At 60.8% G+C, this 20,244-nt stretch carries 17 protein-coding genes; all 17 read left to right on the top strand.

The window, feature by feature from the left end:
• Positions 1–101: 101 nt before the first annotated feature.
• The 17 genes from EOI86_RS13905 (at position 102) to pnp (ending at position 20,175) form a co-directional block, all read left to right on the top strand.
• Positions 102–944 carry a GNAT family N-acetyltransferase gene (locus EOI86_RS13905; protein ID WP_127765780.1) on the top strand — a complete coding sequence of 281 codons (843 nt, stop codon included), beginning with the start codon at positions 102–104 and terminating at the stop codon, positions 942–944.
• A 35-nt stretch (positions 945–979) separates the two neighbouring features.
• On the top strand, positions 980–1,942 hold the full coding sequence (locus EOI86_RS13900) for a lysophospholipid acyltransferase family protein (RefSeq protein WP_240035672.1): 963 nt from the start codon (positions 980–982) through the stop codon (positions 1,940–1,942).
• A 272-nt stretch (positions 1,943–2,214) separates the two neighbouring features.
• On the top strand, positions 2,215–3,621 hold the full coding sequence (miaB, locus tag EOI86_RS13895) for a tRNA (N6-isopentenyl adenosine(37)-C2)-methylthiotransferase MiaB (protein WP_240035705.1): 1,407 nt from the start codon (positions 2,215–2,217) through the stop codon (positions 3,619–3,621).
• 38 nt (positions 3,622–3,659) lie between these two features.
• The gene (locus EOI86_RS13890) at positions 3,660–4,625 is read left to right on the top strand and encodes a PhoH family protein (protein WP_127766419.1); all 966 of its coding nucleotides are present in this window, start codon (positions 3,660–3,662) and stop codon (positions 4,623–4,625) included.
• Positions 4,626–4,649: 24 nt separating this feature from the next.
• Positions 4,650–5,219, top strand: a complete 570-nt coding sequence (gene ybeY / locus EOI86_RS13885; protein WP_127765778.1) for an rRNA maturation RNase YbeY — start codon at positions 4,650–4,652, stop codon at positions 5,217–5,219.
• The gene (locus EOI86_RS13880) at positions 5,219–6,133 is read left to right on the top strand and encodes a hemolysin family protein (protein WP_127765777.1); all 915 of its coding nucleotides are present in this window, start codon (positions 5,219–5,221) and stop codon (positions 6,131–6,133) included. Before ybeY ends, EOI86_RS13880 begins: the two co-directional genes overlap by 1 nt.
• A 5-nt stretch (positions 6,134–6,138) precedes the next feature.
• Positions 6,139–7,905 carry an apolipoprotein N-acyltransferase gene (gene lnt, locus EOI86_RS13875; protein WP_127765776.1) on the top strand — a complete coding sequence of 589 codons (1,767 nt, stop codon included), beginning with the start codon at positions 6,139–6,141 and terminating at the stop codon, positions 7,903–7,905.
• Between the two features lie 195 nt (positions 7,906–8,100).
• A complete protein-coding gene (gene metK / locus EOI86_RS13870) occupies positions 8,101–9,285 on the top strand; it encodes a methionine adenosyltransferase (RefSeq protein WP_127765775.1) in 1,185 nt (394 codons plus the stop codon).
• A gap of 48 nt (positions 9,286–9,333) precedes the next feature.
• Positions 9,334–10,035 (top strand): tRNA (guanosine(46)-N7)-methyltransferase TrmB, encoded by a 702-nt coding sequence (gene trmB, locus EOI86_RS13865; protein WP_127765774.1) that lies wholly within the window; start codon positions 9,334–9,336, stop codon positions 10,033–10,035.
• A 241-nt stretch (positions 10,036–10,276) separates the two neighbouring features.
• A complete protein-coding gene (gene rimP / locus EOI86_RS13860) occupies positions 10,277–10,819 on the top strand; it encodes a ribosome maturation factor RimP (protein WP_127765773.1) in 543 nt (180 codons plus the stop codon).
• A gap of 63 nt (positions 10,820–10,882) precedes the next feature.
• The gene (gene nusA / locus EOI86_RS13855) at positions 10,883–12,481 is read left to right on the top strand and encodes a transcription termination factor NusA (RefSeq protein WP_127765772.1); all 1,599 of its coding nucleotides are present in this window, start codon (positions 10,883–10,885) and stop codon (positions 12,479–12,481) included.
• 48 nt (positions 12,482–12,529) lie between these two features.
• Positions 12,530–13,237, top strand: a complete 708-nt coding sequence (locus tag EOI86_RS13850; protein ID WP_275668592.1) for an RNA-binding protein — start codon at positions 12,530–12,532, stop codon at positions 13,235–13,237.
• A 2-nt stretch (positions 13,238–13,239) separates the two neighbouring features.
• On the top strand, positions 13,240–15,771 hold the full coding sequence (infB, locus tag EOI86_RS13845) for a translation initiation factor IF-2 (protein WP_127765770.1): 2,532 nt from the start codon (positions 13,240–13,242) through the stop codon (positions 15,769–15,771).
• An 86-nt stretch (positions 15,772–15,857) separates the two neighbouring features.
• On the top strand, positions 15,858–16,364 hold the full coding sequence (gene rbfA / locus EOI86_RS13840; RefSeq protein ID WP_127765769.1) for a 30S ribosome-binding factor RbfA: 507 nt from the start codon (positions 15,858–15,860) through the stop codon (positions 16,362–16,364).
• A gap of 13 nt (positions 16,365–16,377) precedes the next feature.
• Positions 16,378–17,349: a tRNA pseudouridine(55) synthase TruB gene (gene truB / locus EOI86_RS13835; protein WP_127765768.1), complete on the top strand. Its 972-nt coding sequence runs from the start codon at positions 16,378–16,380 to the stop codon at positions 17,347–17,349.
• A 32-nt stretch (positions 17,350–17,381) separates the two neighbouring features.
• On the top strand, positions 17,382–17,651 hold the full coding sequence (gene rpsO, locus EOI86_RS13830) for a 30S ribosomal protein S15 (protein WP_127765767.1): 270 nt from the start codon (positions 17,382–17,384) through the stop codon (positions 17,649–17,651).
• A 346-nt stretch (positions 17,652–17,997) separates the two neighbouring features.
• Complete coding sequence (gene pnp / locus EOI86_RS13825) at positions 17,998–20,175, top strand: polyribonucleotide nucleotidyltransferase (protein WP_127765766.1); 2,178 nt, start codon at positions 17,998–18,000, stop codon at positions 20,173–20,175.
• Positions 20,176–20,244 lie beyond the last annotated feature (69 nt).

Genomic DNA, 20,244 nt, shown 5'->3' with positions numbered 1-20,244 from the left:
AATAGCAAGCGACACGAAACAGTCGCATCCTTGTCGCCATGCCGTAACAAGACACCCTTAAACAACGAACATGATAGATTGAGCCTGTGAAAAGTGAAGATATGAAGTCCGCTGCGTTACGCGCGCATACCGAAGGCGAGCAGACCGACTTGGCGTCCAGCCTTGCCGCGCTTACCAATGGGTCGCTGGAAATCAAAATCGGGTCGTCTGAAGCTGATATCCTTGCATCCCAGGCGCTGCGATATCGCATTTTCTACGAAGAAATGAGCGCTAAGCCGACACCGGAAATGGCCGCTGCGCTGCGTGATTTCGACGAATTCGACGCGGTTGCCGACCATCTGCAAGTCGTCGATCACGACCTCGGTTCCGGCCCGGAAAGCGTTGTCGGCACCTATCGGCTGGTGCGTCGCGAACAAGCCAAACGCCACGGGCGCTTCTATTCCATCGACGAATACGATATTTCCCCGATTACGAACCTGCCCTGCGAGGTTCTGGAGCTGGGACGTTCCTGCGTCGATGAACGCTATCGCACGCGGCGGGTCATGGACTTGTTGTGGCGCGGCATCGCCACATACGTATTCCATTATGATATCGAGATCATGTTCGGCTGCGCCAGTCTGCCCGGTACCGACATCGAAACCCTGGCACTGCCCTTGTCCTATCTGCATCACTATCACACAGCACCGCCGGAACTGTGCCCGAAGGCCTTGCCGGAACGCTATGTTGATATGAACGTCCTGCCGTTGGACGCCGTGGACCGAAAGGCAGGACTGCTTGCAGTGCCGCCGCTGATCAAAGGGTATTTGCGGTTGGGCGGATTTGTCGGGGACGGTGCCGTGATCGACCCGCAATTCAATACGACGGATGTCTGCGTCGTGGTCAAAACCGACCAGGTCACCGGTCGCTATGTTAAACACTATACGCGTCAGACCGGGGAAGGATGATTGCGTGATTTTGTAGGGCGCGTGAGCGGCTGATCATGATGGCAACGGCAAAGCAGACACCGACAAAGCGGACGCCGAACCGGCAGAACCGGGCCGCCGTCGAGTCTGAACCGGATCCGGTCCTGGACAATGTCCACGCTTGGCCGGCCAAGGCCAGCCCGGTATTGGCGATCAGCCGGATCGTGGCGCTTTTGGTTTGGATGGTCGTGTTGTTGGCCTGCAGTCCATATCGCGCCATTCGGCAAATCGGATTTCCAAAGCCCATCATTCGGCGCTGGCACAGGGATTCATCCCGTATCGCGGGTGTGACGCCGACCGTGCATGGCACCCCCGTCACCGACCGGCCGATCCTGTTCGTCTCCAACCATGTCTCCTACTTGGATATTTCCATATTGGGTTCGTTGTTGGACGCCTGTTTCGTGGCCAAGCAGGAAGTGAACGGTTGGCCGATTTTCGGATATTTGGCCCGCCTGCAGCGGACGGTCTTCGTAGAGCGCAAGGCGGTGCGCGCCGCCGATCAGCGCGAAGTGTTGCGCGAACGCCTGGTCCAGGGCGACAGCCTGATCCTTTTCCCGGAAGGGACCAGTTCAGACGGCAACCGCGCCCTTCGTTTCAAAAGTGCGCTTTTCGACGCCGCCAATATCGAGCTGGGCCACGGCCATGTGGAAGTTCAGCCGATTTCCATCGCCTATACCCGCTTCGACGGGATGCCGATGGGACGGATGCTGCGTCCCTTCTATGCCTGGTACGGTGATATGGAATTGGCGCCGCATCTGTGGCGGGCGCTCGGCATGGGTACGATTGGGGTCGACGTCATCTTCCACGAACCTGTTCGCTTAGAAGAGTTCGGGTCGCGCAAGGCGCTTGCCCAACATTGCGAAAAAGTCGTGTCGGACGGGCTATCAAGCGCGCTGAGCGGCCGGCTTGACCGGACCACGCGGGCAGGTCGCTTGCGTTACGACGGCTTCGACCTGCCGATCCATTCTGAGACCGCGTAAACGAGCTCTTCCAACGGCCGGCGGCGGAGTCCGCTTGAAACCGCGGTTTTCTTGGTGCTATTCCCTGCGCTCCCCCGGATACGGGGATGTATTTTGCGGTTCGAAGCAGTGGCACGGCAAGGTGCGGATGGTAATTCGCCCCGCGGAAGCCCATTATTATAAACATTGAGATTGCCCCATTTCCTGGGCAGTCGTGGAGTTCGGCAGCCCCGAGACGGGCCAGGACGGTTTGAGTGACGAAGAAGCTTTATATCAAGACTTATGGCTGCCAAATGAATGTGTACGATTCCGAGCGCATGGCCGATGTGCTGGCGCCGCTCGGATATGGCTTGTCCGACAGTCCGGACGACGCCGACATGGTCATTCTCAACACCTGTCATATCCGCGAGAAGGCGGCGGAAAAGGTCTATTCGGACCTTGGCCGGCTTAAACCGCATCAACAGAAGAAAGCCGAGGACGGCAGCCGCATGATCATCGCGGTCGCCGGGTGCGTTGCCCAGGCCGAAGGGGACGAGATCATGGCCCGCGCCCCGCAGGTCGACATGGTTTTCGGCCCGCAGACCTATCATCGGCTTCCGGAAATGGTTTCGAAAGCGAAACGGGCTGTCGGGGAAAAGATCCTGGATACGGATTTTCCGGCCGAGGACAAATTCGACCACCTGCCGGAAGAGCGGGTCCGCAAAGGCGAGGTCACTTCTTTCCTCACCATTCAGGAAGGCTGCGATAAATTCTGCACGTTCTGCGTTGTCCCCTACACGCGGGGGTCGGAATTTTCGCGCCCGGCGACCACCGTGCTGCAGGAAGCCCGTCGCTTGGTCGCCGACGGGGTTCGCGAAATCACGCTGTTGGGACAAAACGTCAACGCCTATCACGGCGAAGGCGCGGAAGGGCGCGAATGGGGCCTTGCCCGGTTGTGCCGGGAACTCGCCGAAATCGACGGCCTGGAGCGGATCCGCTACACGACCAGCCATCCCCGAGACGTCGATGACGCCTTGATCGCCGCCCATGGCGATTTGCCAAAGCTGATGCCCTATCTGCATCTGCCTGTCCAAAGCGGGTCGGATCGTATTCTGGAGGCGATGAATCGCAAGCATACGGCGGACGATTATCGTCGAATCGTTGACCGTTTGCGGACAGCCCGGCCGGATTTGGCCCTGACCAGTGATTTTATTGTCGGATATCCTGGCGAATCAGATCAGGATTTTGCGGATACTCTTAAACTTGTAACCGATATTGGCTATGCAGGGGCGTTCTTTTTCAAGTATTCTGAACGTCCGGGAACACCCGCTGCATCTTTGAGAGAGCAAGTAGACGACGCAGTGAAGTCGGAACGATTGAGCGCCCTTCAACAGTTGTTGGAAAGCCAGCAAGAGGCTTTCAACGCATCGGTTGTCGGCAAGACCATGCCGATCCTGCTGGAAAAACCCGGCAAACATGAAAACCAGCTGGTTGGCCGTTCGCCCTATCTGCAGCCCGTTCATCTGGACATTCCCGAGAACCGCCATGCGTCGATGATCGGCACTGTCATCGATTGCAAGATCAGCAGCTTGTCCGGACACAGCCTTTTTGCCGTGCCAATAGATGATGCCGAATCCGGCACCGACAGTGCCACCCGGCACAACACCGCTAGACCCAACCCTAGTGAACCCAGTTCTGGCCAGGAAAGGATATCCGCTTGAACCAGATTTCGTCGCTTCCCAAAGGTTCCCGCCCAGCAATGGTGCCCACTTTGATCCAGTTCGACGACAATCGCCTGCTTCCCCTTCTGTTCGGGGAACATGACAAACACCTGGTACGGATAGAAAAATCCTTGGGGGTCCAACTTATCAATCGCGGCAACCAAGTCACCATCGAGGGGCCGCAAGACGCGATCGACCTTGCCAGGGTCGCGCTTAACCGCCTGTACCAACGCCTTAAGGAAGGCGAAGAACTGGAGCCCGGCGATGTCGACGCCGCGGTTCGCATGGCCGGAAGCCCCACCGATCTGTTTGGGGAGAGCGAGCCGGTCCTGCGCACCAAGAGGCGGCAGATCAAGGCCCGGTCGCCCCTGCAGGCGAACTATATGGAAGCCATGCTTCAGGACGAGCTTGTCTTCGGCATCGGCCCGGCCGGCACGGGTAAGACCTATCTGGCGGTTTGCGCCGCTGTATCCATGCTGGTGAACGGGCAGATCGACCGCATCGTTTTGTCGCGCCCGGCGGTTGAGGCTGGGGAGCGTCTTGGATTCCTGCCCGGCGATATGAAGGAAAAGGTCGACCCCTATATGCGCCCAATCTACGACGCGCTTTACGAAAACCTTCCCGCCGACCAGGTCACCCGCAAGCTGGAAAGCGGTGAGATCGAAGTCGCGCCGCTGGCCTTCATGCGCGGGCGGACGCTGAAAAACGCCTTCATCCTGTTGGACGAAGCACAGAACACGACGCCCGTGCAGATGAAGATGTTCCTGACCCGCCTGGGTGAAAACAGCCGCATGGTAATCACCGGCGATCTAAGCCAGATCGATCTACCCCGGGGTCAAAGCTCGGGTCTGGCCGATGCCCTGGATACGCTGGAAGGCGTTAAGGGGATCTCGGCAATTCGGTTCAGCGACCAGGACGTTGTTCGTCATCCCCTCGTTTCCCGCATCGTCAAAGCCTATGATGCGCGGGACAAGGCGGTGCCTGCTTCCGAAACGAGCTCGTGATACGGTGAAGCACGGAATAGAAGCGTGACCATCAAGCTTGATATCGATTTCACCCGCACCGGCGCCTGGACAGCCGAAGACGAACCCATTGTGCGCGCCGCGGCAGAGGCCGCGATCGCAGGGGCCGATCTTGCGGACGAAGACGAGGAACCTCCGTCTAGCAACGCCCAAGCCGGGTTTGCGTTGAGCGTGTTAATGACTGACGACGACGCGATCCGGGGCCTTAATCGCGATTGGCGGGGCAAAGACAGCCCCACCAATGTGCTGTCCTTCCCATCCGACATGCCGGTAATTCCGGGTGAACCGGACTTCCTGGGCGATATAGCACTCGCCCGCGAGACCCTGGAACGGGAAGCAAGTCTGGACGGCAAGCCCTTGGATGACCATCTACGGCATCTTGTGGTGCATGGGGTCTTGCACCTTCTCGGCTATGATCACATCGAAAAGGCGGAAGCCGAAGAAATGGAAACAACGGAAACACGGATTCTGGCGCGGCTGGGCGTACCCGACCCCTATGCTGGAACCGATGCCCTGGAAGAAAAAACGGCGGAAGACATGGTGACGGCAAACGGCGCCGCAAGGATATCTCGCTGATGGCTGAAGACATCCATTCATCCGAGAGCGGGGAACACGGAAAACGCAGCGGGCTTTTCAATTTGTTGCGCAGCCTGCTGGGCCGAAACGGCGACTCCCATCTGCGCGATGCGTTCGAAGAACTGATCGAGGAAAGCGAGGAACGGGAAACCCCGATCGCCTCCGACGAACGGGCGCTGATCGTGAATATCCTGAAATTCGGCGAGATGACGGCCTATGACGTCATGGTGCCGCGGGCGGATATCATCGGTTTTGAGGTTAGTACACCGCTGGAGGACCTGGTCCAGCTGATGGTGACCCATCCGCATTCCCGCTATCCGGTCTACCGTGAGGCGATGGACGATATTCTGGGCATGGTCCACATCAAGGACGTGCTCGGCCAATTCGCGAAGACCAAGGAAGGCGGAGAAAGTACAGCTTTTTCCCTACGCGACGTTATGCGTCAGACGCTTATCGTTGCGCCGTCGATGCGGGTCCTGGATCTGTTATTGCAGATGCGTATGCAGCGCCGCCACATGGCCCTTGTCGTCGACGAATTCGGCGGCATCGACGGCTTGGTGACCATTGAGGATCTGGTCGAGGAAATCGTCGGTGAAATCGAGGACGAGCACGATATCGTCGCCGGCCCCCAGATCGAAAATGCCGAGGACGGCACGGTCCTGGCCGATGCACGCACACCGATCGAAACGCTGGAACAGAAATTCGGGCCAATCCTGGACGACGAGGAACGGGACGAAGATATCGACACGCTCGGTGGTCTGGTCTTCACCCTTGCGGGACGCGTCCCGACCCGCGGGGAATTGATCCAACACGACGCCAGCGGTGTTGAGTTTGAGGTGCTGGACGCCGACCCCCGCCGGATAAAACGGCTGAAACTGCGGAATTTGCCCGAGATGGCAGAGGCCCAGGGCTGATCCCGGTGTCCTCCAAAACTCAGCTGGCGGTGCCTGCCCACACGCAGGGCAACACCCTGCCCCAGTCCCTAATGGCCCAGTCCCTAACGGCCCAGTCCCTAACGGCCCAGTCTCAAACGGCCCAGTCCCAAACAGCGCCATCCAAATCAGCCCCATCGGCGGAATTTTCGACCGAGGGGCCCGGTGCGGTCTGGCAGCGGCTGGACGATCTGTGCCGTTCCGCGGGCGCCTTGCGCGGGTGGCGGCGTTACGGCGGGGCTGTGCTGCTGGGTATTGTTTCCAGCCTGGCCTTGCCGCCGGCTTTTGCCTTTCCCGTTCTGTGGGTGACCCTGCCGCTGCTGGTCTGGATGCTCGACGGCGCCAAGCGCAAAAGGCAAAGCTTCCTGATCGGCTGGTGTTTCGGGTTCGGCCTGTATGCGGCCAGCCTCTACTGGATCAGCAACGCGCTGTTGGTTTTTTCCGACCGGCTTTGGTGGATGGTGCCCTTCGCCGCGCTGGGACTGCCCGCCGGCCTTGCGATCTTCGCGGGTTTCGCGGGTTTGCTGACCCGGTTTGCCGCCCCCGGTCCTGCCCGCGCCTTTGCCTTCGCCGCGTCGTGGGTTCTGTTCGAATGGCTCCGCGGCCATATCCTTACAGGGTTCCCTTGGAATCTGCTCGGTCATGCTTGGGCGGGGACCGATGCGATGAGCCAGGCGGCAGCCTGGATCGGTGTCTATGGACTTTCCGCCTTGGTTATGGCCAGCGCGGTGCTGCCGGCCCTGGCCGCCGGCGCCGATGCGCGGAAACCATCCGCAAGTCGGCGGCAGGCGGCAATCGCCCTTGCCGTCGCCCTGCCCGCCGCCGTGGCAGCCACGGGGTCGTTCCGTTTGATCAACGCGCCCGGGATCGGCATCGCCGATGTTCCCGGCATCGGTTTGCGGCTGGTTCAGGCGAACATTCCGCAGCGGGAAAAATGGCAGCGCGATTTACGTGGCCCGAACTTCTTCCGCCATCTGGAGCTTAGTGAAAAGGACCGGCCCGATTGGGTGACTCATCTGATCTGGCCGGAAACCGCCGCCGCGTTCTTCCTGGAAGAGGACGGGCCCGCGCGCGCCGCCGCCGCGAAAATCATTCCCGCCGGCGGCCATCTGATAACCGGCGCGCCACGGCGTGTGACCGACCCCTTCTCGCTTCACAACTCTGTTGTCGCATTGGACGAACGCGGCGCTGTCGCGGCAACCTATGACAAGGCCCATCTGGTGCCCTTCGGCGAATACATGCCGTTCCGCTCGGTCATCGGGATCGACAAGATCACAGCGGGATCGATTGACTATTCGCCGGGTCCCGGCCCGCGCACGCTTGCCCTGCCGGGCCTGCCGCCTTTCAGCCCCTTGGTTTGCTATGAGGCGATTTTTCCGGGCGCTGTCGTATCCGGCACCGATCAACGCCCCGCCTGGTTGCTGAACCTGACCAATGACGCCTGGTACGGAAAAACGGCGGGACCGCACCAACACCTGACGATGGCCCGGATGCGGGCCGTGGAAGAAGGCATGCCCCTGGTGCGGGCCACCAATACGGGAATCACAGCCGCCTTCGACGCCTATGGGCGGGAAATCGGCCGCATTCCGCTGGAACAGCCGGGCGTCCTGGATATCCGCCTTCCGCGCGCCTTACCGCCAACCTTGTATTCACGGTTAGGGGACGGGGTTTTCCTGTGCCTTTTGGTTTGGCTGGCCGGCATGGCCGCCTGGATGCACCGTAATGCCGGCAAGGGCGCGACGCCCTTGAATTAGCGCCGGGGAATACACTGAGTTGGAAAGCGTCTTGCGGCACAGTTCTGAGCAGACCATGACACCGCGACCTTGACGCGCCAAGTTCATCCTGCAATATCGCCGGGCTCCGGTTAGTCTGCAGACTGCCGGTCGCACATGACACGCTCGAACAATACCCGACCCAGAATTGCCCGAAAAAATAGGAAAAGCTTTGCCATGGCCAATGACTATCTCTTCACAAGCGAATCGGTCTCAGAAGGACATCCTGACAAGGTCTGCGACCGGATCTCAGACGAAGTGGTCGATCTTTTCCTGAATGCCGATCCGGGCGCCCGCGTCGCGTGCGAAACGCTGACGACGACGAACCGCATCGTGCTGGCCGGTGAAGTTCGCGGCCCGTCGCATCTGATGGACGGCGACGGTGTCGATAAAGACATGATCGAAAAGCTGGCCCGTGCCGCCGTTAAGGATATCGGCTACGAGCAGGACGGCTTCCATCACGAGACGGCCGAAGTTGAAATTTATCTGCACGCCCAGTCGAAGGACATCGCGCAAGGCGTCGATGCCGCCGGCAACAAGGACGAAGGCGCCGGCGACCAGGGCTTGATGTTCGGCTTCGCCTGCCGCGAAACCGACGTGTTGATGCCGGCCCCGATCCATTTCAGCCACCGAATTCTGAAAGAGCTTGCCGATACCCGCCATGCCGACGCCAAAAGCGGCCTGGGTCCGGATTCGAAAAGCCAGGTTACGCTGGTCTATGAAAACGGTGTGCCGGTTCGCGCGGCCTCCGTCGTCGTATCGACCCAGCATGACGAGCACATGGAGCAGGAGGACATCCGCGAAGTTGTTCGCGCCCATGTTGAAAAGGTTCTGCCGGCCGGATGGATGCCGCCGGAAGACGAATTCTACGTCAACCCAACGGGACGGTTCGTGATCGGCGGTCCCGACGGCGACGCCGGCCTGACCGGCCGCAAGATCATCGTCGACACCTATGGCGGCGCGGCGCCGCATGGCGGTGGCGCGTTCTCCGGGAAAGACCCGACGAAGGTTGACCGGTCGGCCGCCTATGCCGCCCGCTATGTCGCCAAGAACGTGGTCGCGGCCGGCCTGGCTGATCGCTGCATCATTCAGGTTGCCTATGCGATCGGCGTGTCCAAGCCCCTGTCCCTGTATGTAAACACCGAAGGGACCGGCAAAGTCGGCGAAGACAAGCTGGTGAAGGCCATCAGCGAAGTGATGGATCTGAGCCCACGCGGCATCCGCGAAAAACTCGACCTGGCCCGCGGCATCTATGCACCCAGTGCGGCCTATGGCCATTTCGGCCGCACGCCGACCGATGAAGGGCATTTCAGCTGGGAACGCACCGACCTTGCCGAAGACCTGAAAGCCGCCCTCACCTAAGGGATTGCTTCAGGCTGCGTCGAAGCCCCTTTTTGCCGAAACAGCGCCATGACTGAATCGAAGAACGAGCCGGACGGCGCCCCGAAATTCTACGGGCGCCGTAAGGGCCGGCCCTTGCGTCCAGGCCGTCAGGCCTTGGTCGAAACCCTGCTGCCGGAAATCACCGTCCCGACGGATCGGCCGAACCTGGACCCGCGGTCGTTGTTCGATACGCCGGTCGAGAAGGTCTGGCTGGAAGTGGGCTTCGGCGGCGGCGAACATTTGGCCGCCTTGGCGGAACGTCATCCCGAAATCGGGTTTCTCGGATGCGAGCCTTTCATCAACGGCGTGGCGAAACTGCTCTCTGCCGTCGAGGACGGTGGGTTGAAGAATGTCCGTGTCCTGGCGGATGACGCCCGGCTGTTGATGGCTTCCTTGCAGCCGGCGTCGCTGGACCGGGTTTTCGTTCTGTTTCCGGACCCCTGGCCGAAACGACGCCATTGGGCCCGGCGGTTTGTCGGCCCCGAAAACCTGCCGGCCATGGCGCGGATTCTCCGTCCCGGCGGGGAATTACGGATCGCAACCGACCATCCCGGATATCTGGATTGGATTTTATCGCACCTGATCCGCTCACCCGACTTCGACTGGCAAGCCGAGAGGTCCGCGGATTGGCTCATCCCGCCGGACGATTGGCAGCCGACGCGATACGAACTGAAGTCCCTGGCGGGCCGCCCGCACTACCTGCGCTTTCTGCGCCGATCCGATTCCTGAGCATAATCGGGATTGATCTGATGAAGGCCGCGCTACGGCTTGTTTTTTCCGTCCGCTTCAAGTATCACACCGGCCATACCGATCATATATCGGGTCGTATGTCGGATGTTCTTCCGATACAGCGACGCTGATTGTTGGGAGGTGGGCCCCCCGGCCCGCCTTTTTTAGTGTTTGGGGGCAAGTGTTTCGGAGAACGGCGGAACAACTGGCCTTCACCCCGAACGGGATCTTGGGAACCTGTATGGACGTTGTGCAGAAAATCGAAACGCTGATTGGACCGGCGCTGACGGATATGGGCTATGAGCTCGTCCGCATTCGCGTGACGGGTTCTCAGCGCAAGACGCTGCAAATCATGGCAGACCGCTTGGACGGTGCCGCGATGAGCGTCGACGATTGTGCCGATATCAGCCACGCGACTTCCGCGATCCTTGATGTGGAAGATCCGATCACCGATGCCTATGTATTGGAAGTCAGCTCGCCGGGTATCGATCGGCCGCTGACCAAAATTCACCATTTCGAACGCTATGCCGGTTTCGAGGCCAAGGTCGAAATGTATCACATGATTGATGGCAGGAAACGGTTCAGCGGCAAGCTGCTGGGCGTGGATGGCGACAAGGTCCGGCTTGAGCATGACGGCTCGCCGGTGGACCTGCCGTTCGCGGAAATTCGCAATGCCAAACTTATCCTGACCGACGAATTGATTGCGGCCGCGCAATCCGGGTCGGATGCGGACGAAAACGCCGTCGAAGGCGGCATGATGGAAGTAAAAGAGGTTTCGGGCTAAGGTCCGGCGCCGATCGATCTATAGAAGTCACAAAGAAGTCTAAAAGAGAGTCCAGAGGTCGTTATGGAAGCAGTCGCCATTACCAGGACGGATATGTTGAACGTCGCCGACGCGGTTGCGCGCGAGAAGGGGATCGACCGTGAGTTGGTCCTTGAGGCGATGGAGCAGGCGATCCAGAAAGCCGGCCGGTCCAAATACGGACACGAGCACGATATCCGCGCCGCCATCGACCGGAAGTCGGGTGAGATCATCCTTGCCCGGTATTTGGAAGTTGTCGACGAAGTCGAAAACGAAGTCACTCAGCTGACCCTGGACCAAGCCCGCGCGAAGAAGCCGGACGCCCAAGTCGGGGAATTCCTGGTCGACCCACTGCCGCCGATCGATTTCGGACGCATCGCCGCACAGACCGCCAAGCAGGTCATCGTGCAGCGTGTCCGCGAAGCCGAGCGCGAGCGTCAGTTCGAGGAATACAAGGACCGCATCGGCGAAATCGTGAACGGTATCGTCAAGCGCGTCGAATTCGGCAATGTCACGATCGACCTGGGCCGGGCCGAAGCCGTCATGCGCCGGGACGAATGCATTCCGCGCGAACACCTGAAGCGCGGCGACCGTGTCCGCGCCTTCATTTACGACGTCCGCCGCGAACAGCGCGGACCGCAGATTTTTCTATCGCGGACCCATCCGACCTTCATGGCGAAACTGTTCGGCCAGGAAGTTCCGGAAATCTACGACGGTGTCATCGAAATCAAACGCGTCGCCCGCGATCCGGGCAGCCGCGCGAAGATCGCCGTCCTGTCCCACGACAATTCGATCGATCCGGTCGGCGCCTGTGTCGGCATGCGCGGTTCCCGCGTCCAGGCCGTCGTTGCGGAATTGCAAGGTGAAAAGATCGACATCATTCCGTGGAACGAAGACGAAGCGACCTTCATCGTGAACGCCTTGGCCCCGGCGGAAGTCGCCAAGGTCGTGATGGACGAAGACGCGTCGAAGATCGAAGTCGTCGTTCCCGACGACCAGTTGAGCCTGGCCATCGGCCGGCGCGGTCAGAACGTGCGCCTCGCATCGATGCTCACCGAGTTCGATATCGACATCATGACCGAGGAGCAGGAATCCGAGAAGCGTCAGGCCGAGTTCAACGAACGCAGCGAACGCTTTATGGCGGCGCTCGACGTGGATGACGTGATCGCCCGCCTGCTGGTTACCGAAGGCTTCACCGAAATCGACGAAGTCGCCTATGTGCCGGTCGACGAATTGGCCGCTATCGAAGGCTTCGACGAAGACGTGGCCGAGGAACTGCGCCGCCGCGCCCGGACTTTCCTGGAAGAGGAATCGACACGGTTGAAGCAGGAATTGGTGGATCTCGGCATCACCGACGATCTGTCTTCCGTGGAAGGCTTGAACAACGCCATGCTGGTCGCGCTCGGACGGGAAGGCATCAAGTCGCTTGAAGACTTTGCCGGTTGCGTCGCCGACGAACTGACCAGCCGCGAAGACGGCATCCTGCGGGAGTTCAAGTTGAGCGACGAAACAGCGACCGACATGATCATGCAGGCCCGCGTGGCCGTCGGCTGGATCACGCAAGAAGATCTGGACGCCATGAATGCCGGCGAGGTTGAAGGTGCTGAAGAGGAAGGCGGGGTGGAAGCCCCGGCCGGCGCCTGATGCTGGGCTCGGCGAAATTTGTGTTTTTGAGGTGGACTACAGGACAACGTGCTGACTGGCGACCAACATATAGAGTTAGAACACGCGACGATTGGACCCGGCAGTCATGATTCCGGTCATGACACCGAAGCCGACGCGCAATGTTCAACTGACGGCCCGATGCGGAAATGCATCGCGACGGGAGAGGTGCGTCCAAAAGACGAGCTGATCCGCTTCGTGATCGCGCCGGATGGTACGGTCACGCCCGATATCGCCGGTAAACTGCCGGGCCGCGGCCTTTGGGTCGCCGCCGGCCGCGATGCACTGGACCAGGCATGCAAGCGGAAAGCTTTCAGCCGTGCGGCGCGTCGACAGGTTGACATTCCCCGTGATTTGACCGACCGGGTAGAGAGCCTGCTGGCGCGCAGATGCATCGATCTGCTATCGCTTGCCAGGCGCGCGGGGGAAGCGGTCACCGGCTTTGAAAAAGCGGGTGCCGCATTGAAAAGCGGCAAAGCCGCCATTTACGTATCCGCCAAAGACGCCGGTTTGGACGGTGTCGGGAAACTGGACCGCCAGCGTGGCGGTGCGGTTCATGTTGATTGCTTGGCCCGGGAAGAACTCGGCCGCGCATTCGGACGCGACGATGCGGTACATTGTGTATTGATGCGGGGGGGCTTGTCCGGCGCCTTTCTGCATGAAGCGAAAAGGTTGTCCGGTTTTCGGACAGCCGGGACGCCGGTCGAGATCGACCCGACCGGAGGCGAAGGGAAGTAGGTATGAGTGAGAATAAGGAAAGCGGCAAATTGACTCTGGGTAAACCGGGGCGCCTGGAGCTGCAGAAAACCGTCGATAGCGGACAGGTACGGCAAAGCTTCAGCCATGGCCGGACCAAAACCGTCAAGGTCGAGAAGAAGCGTAAGCGGACCTTCGAGCGGAACGAGTCCGGTCGCATGGAACGCGTCGGCGCAGACGGAACCCTGAAGGGTGGCGGGATCGACCCGCATGCACTGGATGGCTTGTCGCCCGCGGAACGCGATCGTCGCCTGAAAGCCCTTGAAGGGGCCGCGAAGGTTGAAGAAGAGCGTCAGGCCGCCCTGCGTGAGCAGGAGCGCCGTGCGCAAGAACAGCGCGAAGCCCGCGAGGAAGAAGAGCGTCGCAAGGCCGAGGAAGAGCAACGCCGGATTGCCGAAGAGGCCGCCCGCGTTGCCGAAGAGGAAGCAGCCCGCCAGGCGTCTGCCGCGAAGTCCAACCGCAATGTGACCCCTGCCGAGGCACCGGCCGAGATTCTCGACCCGGAAGCCGCCGAAGCCGCTGCCAAGCGCGCGAAGGAAAAGGAAGCGGCGCCGAAGCAGGACGATCGCGAAAAGCAGCGCCAGACGCCGGCCCGCCCGCGCGGCGAACCCCGCCGTCGGCAGGGCAAGCTTACCATTACCCAAGCGCTGGAAGCGGACGAGGAAGAAGAACGCGGCCGTTCGCTGGCGGCTCTGCGCCGCGCCCGTGAACGGGAAAAGCAGCAGAACAAGGAAATGCTGGCCCGGTCCGAGAAGGTCCTTCGCGAAGTGGTCGTGCCCGAAGCGATCACCGTGGGCGATCTGGCGAACCGTATGGCGGAACGCGGCGGCGACGTCGTGAAGACGCTGATGAAGCTGGGCGTCATGGCGACCGTGAACCAGACGATCGACGCGGACACGGCGGAACTCGTCATCAGCGAGTTCGGCCACCGGATGAAACGCGTTTCGGAATCCGACGTCGAGGACGCCCTGATCCAGCATCAGGACGATCCGGAAGAACTGCAAAAGCCGCGTCCGCCGGTCGTTACCGTGATGGGCCATGTCGACCACGGGAAGACATCCCTGCTCGACGCCTTGCGCACGACCGACGTTGTCTCCGGCGAAGCCGGCGGCATCACGCAGCATATCGGTGCTTATCAGGTCGAACTGTCCGGCGGTGATCACATCACCTTCCTGGACACGCCCGGCCACGAAGCCTTCACCGCCATGCGCCAACGCGGCGCGAACGTGACCGATATCGTCATCCTGGTCGTCGCGGCCGATGACGGCATCCGGCCGCAGACGGTGGAAGCGATCAACCATGCGAAGGTTGCGAAGGCCCCGATCATCGTCGCCATCAACAAATGCGACAAGCCGGGCGCGGATCCTAACAGGGTCCGGACTCAGCTGTTGGACCATGAGCTGGTTGCCGAAGAAATGGGCGGTGACATCATCACCGTCGAAGTTTCCGCACTGAAGGGCACCAACCTCGACAAGCTCGAGGAAATGATCCTGCTGCAGGCGGAACTGCTTGAATTGAAGGCCAACCCCGATCGCCGCGCCGAAGGGGCGGTTGTCGAAGCCAAGTTGGAAAAAGGCCGCGGCTCCGTCGCGACCGTCCTGATCCAGCACGGTACGCTGAAGGTTGGCGACACGTTCGTGGCCGGCGCCGAATGGGGCCGTGTCCGCGCGCTGATCGACGATAAGGGCCGGAACATTAAGGAAGCCGGTCCTTCCACACCGGTCGAAGTCCTGGGTATTCAGGGGACGCCGTCCGCCGGTGATGACTTCGCCGTGCTGGAAGACGAAGCCAAATGCCGTGAAATCGCCGAATACCGTCAGCGCAAGCATCGGGAAGCCTCCACATCCGTCGCCGCGCGCGGCACGCTGGAGCAGATGTTCAGCCAGATTAAGGCCGGCGAGATCAAGGAACTGCCGATCGTCATCAAGGCGGACGTGCAGGGCTCGCTGGAAGCGATCATGGCGTCCCTGGACAAGCTGGGCACCGACGAAGTCAAAGTCCGCGTGTTGCATGGGGCCGTCGGCGGGATCACCGAATCCGACGTTATCCTGGCCAACTCCACGGGCGGGATCATCGTGGGCTTCAACGTCCGCGCCAATCCGCAGGCCCGTGAACTGTCCCGGTCCAACGGTGTCGATATCCGGTACTACTCGGTGATCTACGATGTGATCGACGACGCGAAACAGATCATGGGTGGTCTGTTGGCGCCGGAACGCCGGGAAAACTTCCTGGGCTACGCGGAAATCCGCGAAGTGTTCAACATCACCAAGGTCGGCAAGATCGGCGGCTGCATGGTCACGGAAGGCATGGTCAAGCGCGGCGCCAAGGTGCGTCTGCTGCGCGACGATGTCGTCATCCATGAAGGCGGCTTGAAACAGCTGAAGCGGTTCAAGGACGATGTCCGCGAAGTGCAGCACGGCTATGAATGCGGTATGGCGTTCGAGAATTACGACGACATCAAGGTCGGCGACTTCATCGAGTGCTACGAGGTCGAGGAAATCGCCCGCGAACTCTAAGCGCATTCGACAACGGCAATCGGGGGCCGCCCGGGAAAACAGCCTGGGCCGCCCCCGAAACCGCCGAAAAGAAACGGAAAATCATCATGAATCGCGGTAAAGGCCCGTCCCAGCGGCAATTGCGCGTCGGCGAGGAACTTCGCCACGCCCTGTCGCAGGTATTGCAGCGTGGCGGGTTTCGCGACCCGGACCTGACGGGCGTCATCCTGACCGTCACCGAGGTCCGCCCAAGTCCGGACCTGCGGAATGCGACCGTCTTCGTCAGCCCGCTCGGTGGCGGTGATACGAAGGCGATCCTGGCCGGTTTGCATCGCGCGTCCCGCTTTCTGCGGGGCGAGGTCGCCAAGCGCGTCCACCTGAAATACATGCCGGAATTCTCGTTCAAGGCCGATACGTCTTTCGATGAATTCGCCAAGATCAATGCCGCGCTAAAGGACCCCACCGTCGCCCATGATATTCATGCGGACGATCACGACGGGAACGAGGCGGACCAGGCTGATCGGGCGGACCAGGCTGATCGGGCGGACCAGGCTGATCGGGCGGACCAGGCTGATCGGGCGGACGACGAAGACGTCGGCACCCAGGACAGATAAGTTTTCACCGATAATGGCGCGAAAACGCAAAGGCGACCCGGTAAACGGCTGGATCATTGTCGATAAACCGACGGGCATTGGCTCCACGCCGGTAGTCAATCAGGTGCGTCGGGCCTTCAACGCGCAGAAAGCAGGCCATGGCGGCACGCTGGACCCATTTGCCAGCGGCGTTTTGCCCGTGGCCCTTGGCGAAGCGACCAAGACCATGGCCCATATCGTCGACGGGCTGAAAACCTATGAATTCACCGTCGCCTGGGGCGTCGAGACCGATACCTTGGATATCGACGGCGAGGTCACGGCCACATCGCCCGTCCGGCCCGATCGCGCCGCCATCGAAGCCGCATTGCCGGCTTTCATCGGCGTTATCGAACAGATCCCGCCCGCCTATTCCGCCATCAAGGTGGATGGCAAGCGGGCCTATGACCTTGCCCGTGCCGGCGAGGCGCCGGAACTGACATCCCGCGAAGTCGAGGTGGTCGATCTGTCGCTGATCGACATGCCGGACGACGACCACGCGCGCTTCACCATGACCTGCGGAAAAGGCACCTATGTCCGGGCCATTGGCCGCGATTTGGCTGCAGCGCTCGGCACCCTTGCGCATATCTCTCTATTGCGGCGAACGCGTGTTGGGCCGTTCAGGGCCGAAAATGCGGTTCCACTCGCCGAAATTACTCTGGAATCGCCAAAAGAAGCTTCGTTTTCACTTGAAGCTTCAGGGGAAAACGCGCATAAGGCCGCGCGTCAGCGGCATTTATTGCCGTTGCAGGCAGCGCTGGACGGCATCCCGGCGATTGCCTTGAACGAAGCGGAAGCGATGCGCCTGCGAAATGGTCAGGCGGTATCCCTTCTTCGCAAACTGGACCTCGAAAGAGTCAGCGGTATTGGTCCGGGCGACATAGCCCTGGCGACGTCCGCGGAAAAAGCTCTTGCCCTGGTCCGTTTCGAGAAGGGCGCGTTGCACCCGGTTCGCGTTTTTAATTTATGAAATCCACGATGCCGCGAAAGGAAGTTTGAAGTATGTCCATTACGACAGAACGCAAAGCGGAAGTAATCAAGAAGTTCGCCGGCAACGAAAAGGACAGCGGTTCCGCCGCGGTTCAGGTCGCCATTCTGACCGAACGGATTACGAACCTGACCGAACACCTGAAGACCCATGCGAAAGATTTCCATTCCCGCCGCGGGCTGTTGGTGATGGTCGGTAAACGCCGCCGCCTTTTGGACTATGTCCGCAAGCATAGTGAAGAGAAGTACAAGACCCTGATCGGGGAACTCGGAATTCGGCGCTAATACGCCGATAGCAAGGGGCGCACGGTTCAACCGGCGCCCCTTTTCGCATGGCCCTCGCCGCACGATTTTTATGACCTCCGTGCCGGGAAATAGGGCCGAACAGGAGGAACAGTCTCTCCCATGGCTTTTGTCGAACCTCGTACCGCCGCGGTGTAAGGCCCCGGCGGACGTGTTGCGTTCGACGCCATTCGTGGCCGCCGGCGAAGGTCGCCGGCATATGGATTTCGGGCGCTGTCAGATTACAAAGCCCGGGTACGGATGGGGAAGCAGATGAGGGGACGTTCCTGCCGCAATCGCAATGAGGCGATGCGGCTAAACGTAGGTATGTGAAGGAAGAAACGAACAGATGTTCACCATCCACAAAAAAGAAATCGAATGGGGCGGGCGCACGCTTACCCTGGAATCCGGGCGGATCGCCCGCCAGGCCGACGGCGCCGTGCTTGCCAGCTATGGCGGCACGAAGGTTCTCTGCACGGCCGTGTTCGCTAAGGCCCCACGTGTCGGCATCGACTTTTTCCCGCTGACCGTCAACTACCAGGAAAAGACTTTCGCCGCCGGTAAAATCCCGGGCGGCTTCTTCAAGCGTGAAGGACGCCCCAGCGAAAAGGAAACGCTGACGTCGCGCCTGATCGACCGTCCGATCCGCCCGCTTTTCGTCGGCGGCTTCCGCAACGAAACCCAGGTTGTCTGCACCGTCCTGGCGCATGACATGGAAAACAATCCGGACATCGTCGCCATGATCGGCGCCAGCGCCGCGTTGACGATTTCCGGCGCGCCCTTCATGGGCCCGATCGGCGCCGCGCGTATCGGTTACATCGACGGCGAAACCGTTCTGAACCCGACCCAGGACCAGATGGAAGACAGCCAGTTGGATCTGGTCGTCGCCGGCACCCAGGAAGGCGTGCTGATGGTCGAATCCGAAGTTCAGGAACTGAGTGAAGAGCAGATGCTGGACGCGGTCATGACCGCCCATCGCAGCTTCCAGCCGGTCATCGATGCGATCATCGGCCTTGCCGAAGAATGCGCGAAAGAACCCTACGATCTGCCGGAAGCCGATCCGGAAGCCGAAAAGGTCGCGGCCCGTTTGGCGGAAATCGCCGAAGAAGGCCTGCGTGCGGCCTATACGATCACCACCAAGGTCGATCGTGTTGCCGCGATTTCCCAGGTCAAGGCCGACGCATTGGCCAAGATCGAGGAAGAAGAGCTTTCGGTCGATCTCGCCGGCAAGGCCTTCAAGGGTCTGGAATCCAAGGTCGTTCGCGGCAACATCCTGAAAACCGGCAAACGTATCGACGGCAGGTCGACCACCGATGTCCGTCAGATCGATTGCCAGGTCGGCGTTCTCGACCGTTCGCACGGCAGCGCGCTGTTCACCCGCGGCGAAACCCAGGCGCTGGTCGTCACCACGCTGGGCACCGGCCAGGACGAACAGATCATCGACGCCCTGGAAGGCGAATACCGCGAAAACTTCATGCTGCACTATAACTTCCCGCCCTATTCGGTCGGTGAAGCGGGCCGCATGGGATCGCCGGGCCGCCGCGAAATCGGCCACGGCAAGCTCGCTTGGCGCGCCATCCACCCGATGCTGCCGGAACGGGAAGATTTCCCCTACACGGTTCGCGTCGTTTCCGAGATCACCGAGTCCAACGGGTCTTCCTCCATGGCCACCGTCTGCGGCACCTCCATGGCGCTGATGGATGCGGGTGTACCGCTGAAGGCGCCCTGCGCCGGTATCGCCATGGGCTTGATCAAGGACGCGGAAGGCGTCGCGGTTCTGTCCGACATCCTGGGTGATGAAGATCATCTGGGTGACATGGACTTCAAGGTCGCCGGTACGGAAAACGGCATCACCTCGCTGCAGATGGACATCAAGATTACCTCGATCACCGAGGACATCATGAAGACCGCTCTGGCGCAGGCGAAAGACGGCCGCATCCACATCCTGAACGAGATGTCCAAGGCCATCACGTCCGGTCGTGAATCCGTCGCCTCCACCGCGCCGCGCATCACCACCATCACGATCCCCCGCGAAAAGATCCGCGAAGTCATCGGGACCGGCGGCAAGGTGATCCGCGAGATCACCGAAACCACCGGTGCGAAGATCGACATCGAGGACGACGGCACGATCAAGGTCGCGGCGGTCGACGAAAGTGCCGGTCAGGCCGCGTTGGATTGGATCCACTCCATCGTTGCCGAGCCGGAGCCGGGCGTCATCTACAAGGGTAAGGTCGTGAAGGTCGTCGATTTCGGCGCATTCGTGAACTTCCTGGGTGCCCGTGACGGTCTGGTGCATATTTCGGAACTGGCCGACGGGCGTACCGCCCAGGTCACCGACGTCTGCAACGAAGGCGACGAAGTTTACGTCAAATGCCTGGGCATCGACGAACGCGGCAAGGTTCGCCTTTCCATGCGCGTCGTTAACCAGGAAACCGGCGAGGAACTGGAAGACACGCGCCCGCCGAAGGAAGACGGTGACGACGAAGGCGGCGAACGCCGTCCGCGCCGTCCGCGCCGCCGGGACTAATCGCCTGAGCGGTTCCGTCGAAGGACGGGCACGCCGAAAGGCGTTTGCCAAATAATGTGGAAAGGGCGG

Origin of the sequence: Hwanghaeella grinnelliae, from assembly GCF_004005845.1 — a bacterium.
Classification (GTDB): domain Bacteria; phylum Pseudomonadota; class Alphaproteobacteria; order UBA8366; family Aestuariispiraceae; genus Hwanghaeella; species Hwanghaeella grinnelliae.
The sequence above is the reverse complement of the archived record's forward strand: the minus strand, read 5'-3'. Positions and strand labels throughout refer to the sequence as shown.

Excerpts from the sequence above, each read along its gene's own strand:
- rbfA (WP_127765769.1), top strand. The coding sequence starts at position 15,858 with ATGAATCGCGGTAAAGGCCCGTCCCAGCGGCAATTGCGCGTCGGCGAG.
- EOI86_RS13905 (WP_127765780.1), top strand. The coding sequence starts at position 102 with ATGAAGTCCGCTGCGTTACGCGCGCATACCGAAGGCGAGCAGACCGAC.
- rimP (WP_127765773.1), top strand. The coding sequence starts at position 10,277 with ATGGACGTTGTGCAGAAAATCGAAACGCTGATTGGACCGGCGCTGACG.
- pnp (WP_127765766.1), top strand. The coding sequence starts at position 17,998 with ATGTTCACCATCCACAAAAAAGAAATCGAATGGGGCGGGCGCACGCTT.
- EOI86_RS13880 (WP_127765777.1), top strand. The coding sequence starts at position 5,219 with ATGGCTGAAGACATCCATTCATCCGAGAGCGGGGAACACGGAAAACGC.
- infB (WP_127765770.1), top strand. The coding sequence starts at position 13,240 with ATGAGTGAGAATAAGGAAAGCGGCAAATTGACTCTGGGTAAACCGGGG.
- metK (WP_127765775.1), top strand. The coding sequence starts at position 8,101 with ATGGCCAATGACTATCTCTTCACAAGCGAATCGGTCTCAGAAGGACAT.
- EOI86_RS13900 (WP_240035672.1), top strand. The coding sequence starts at position 980 with ATGATGGCAACGGCAAAGCAGACACCGACAAAGCGGACGCCGAACCGG.
- truB (WP_127765768.1), top strand. The coding sequence starts at position 16,378 with ATGGCGCGAAAACGCAAAGGCGACCCGGTAAACGGCTGGATCATTGTC.
- trmB (WP_127765774.1), top strand. The coding sequence starts at position 9,334 with ATGACTGAATCGAAGAACGAGCCGGACGGCGCCCCGAAATTCTACGGG.
- miaB (WP_240035705.1), top strand. The coding sequence starts at position 2,215 with ATGAATGTGTACGATTCCGAGCGCATGGCCGATGTGCTGGCGCCGCTC.
- nusA (WP_127765772.1), top strand. The coding sequence starts at position 10,883 with ATGGAAGCAGTCGCCATTACCAGGACGGATATGTTGAACGTCGCCGAC.
- EOI86_RS13890 (WP_127766419.1), top strand. The coding sequence starts at position 3,660 with ATGGTGCCCACTTTGATCCAGTTCGACGACAATCGCCTGCTTCCCCTT.
- rpsO (WP_127765767.1), top strand. The coding sequence starts at position 17,382 with ATGTCCATTACGACAGAACGCAAAGCGGAAGTAATCAAGAAGTTCGCC.